Annotated in this window: 1 protein-coding gene; it reads right to left on the reverse strand. The window is 40.9% G+C overall.

What is annotated here, in order from left to right; all coding sequences use genetic code 11:
* Positions 1-30: 30 nt before the first annotated feature.
* Positions 31-1,184 (reverse strand): IS3 family transposase gene (locus tag WSC_RS0102630; RefSeq protein WP_420170084.1). Its coding sequence is split into 2 segments (ribosomal slippage): positions 31-935 and positions 935-1,184, totalling 1,155 coding nucleotides; the frame shifts between segments, so codons are not numbered across the junction.
* Between the last annotated feature and the right edge of the window lie 63 nt (positions 1,185-1,247).

Consider the following 1,247-nt stretch of genomic DNA (forward strand, 5'->3'; position numbering starts at 1 on the left):
TGATCTGAACCATTAAAAGTGGACACTTCATTAAGCTACGTTTAATAGTTCATAATTTTCAGGGCTGAGATAGCCAAGAGCACTATGCCTTCTCTTCTTGTTGTAATCAACTTCAATATATTCAAAAACGTGTTGGCGCATGGCTGCACGGTTCATCATTGGGTCATATTGAATCGCTTCAACCTTCAGTGAGTGAAAGAAGCTTTCCACACAAGCGTTATCCCAACAGTTCCCTTTGCGACTCATGCTTTGAATTAAACCGTATTGGTTAATCATTTCGCGGTAGGCGTGAGAGCAATACTGACTCCCTCTATCACTATGGACGATCACATTATTTGGCTTCCCTCTACGCCATAATGCCATTTGTAATGCGTCACAGACTAAATCTGATGTCATTCGGTTACTCATCGACCAACCTATGACAGCACGAGAATACAAATCAATAATTACAGCCAAATAAAGCCAACCCTCACTGGTCATAAGATAGGTAATGTCACCAGCCCACTTCTGATTTGGCTCGTCCGCAGTAAAATCCTGCTCAAGCAAGTTTGGTGCAACAGGTAATGTATGCTTGCTATCCGTTGTCACTTTGAATTTTCGTGCAGCTTTAGCCACTAAGTTTTGCCTGTCCATGCTGTTAATTATAGTTTTAACATCATGCTTGTAGCCTTGCTCTTCTAGTTCTACCTGAATTCGTCTTGCGCCATCTCTCTCTTTGCTGTTTTCGAAAGCAACTTTGATTTTTTCATCTCTAATTTGCTGAGCTTTGTGGCGCTCACTTGGTTGTTGGCTTGCTTTTAACCATGCATAATACCCACTTGGCGAAACGCACAGAACACTCGCCAATCGAACAATATGAAACGATTGACGGTGCTCGTGCATAAATTCAAAACGTGCTATTTTTGATTTTTCGCGAAGTAGGTTGCCGCCTTTTTTAGGATTTCTAGCTCCTCGGCTTGTTCTGACAGTTGGCGTTTTAACCTAGCATTTTCTGCTGATAAGGTGATTTCTCGGTCTGAAGTAGAAGCTTTCTTCTGAGCTCCACTGCGCCAATAGTATAATTGGGATTCATATACGCCCAACTCTCTGGCTGCTTGTGCTACACCTACTTTACTTGCTAATTTTAAAGCTTCTTCTTTAAATTCGATTGAATAGGCTTTTCTTTCTTTTTTAACTTTTGTCATTTTTCACCTCTGTGAGTTATTCTACTCACTTAATGAGGTGTCCAAAACTATTGGATCAGATCA

Origin of the sequence: Catenovulum agarivorans YM01 (genome assembly GCF_000281085.1) — a bacterium.
Classification (GTDB): domain Bacteria; phylum Pseudomonadota; class Gammaproteobacteria; order Enterobacterales; family Alteromonadaceae; genus Catenovulum; species Catenovulum agarivorans.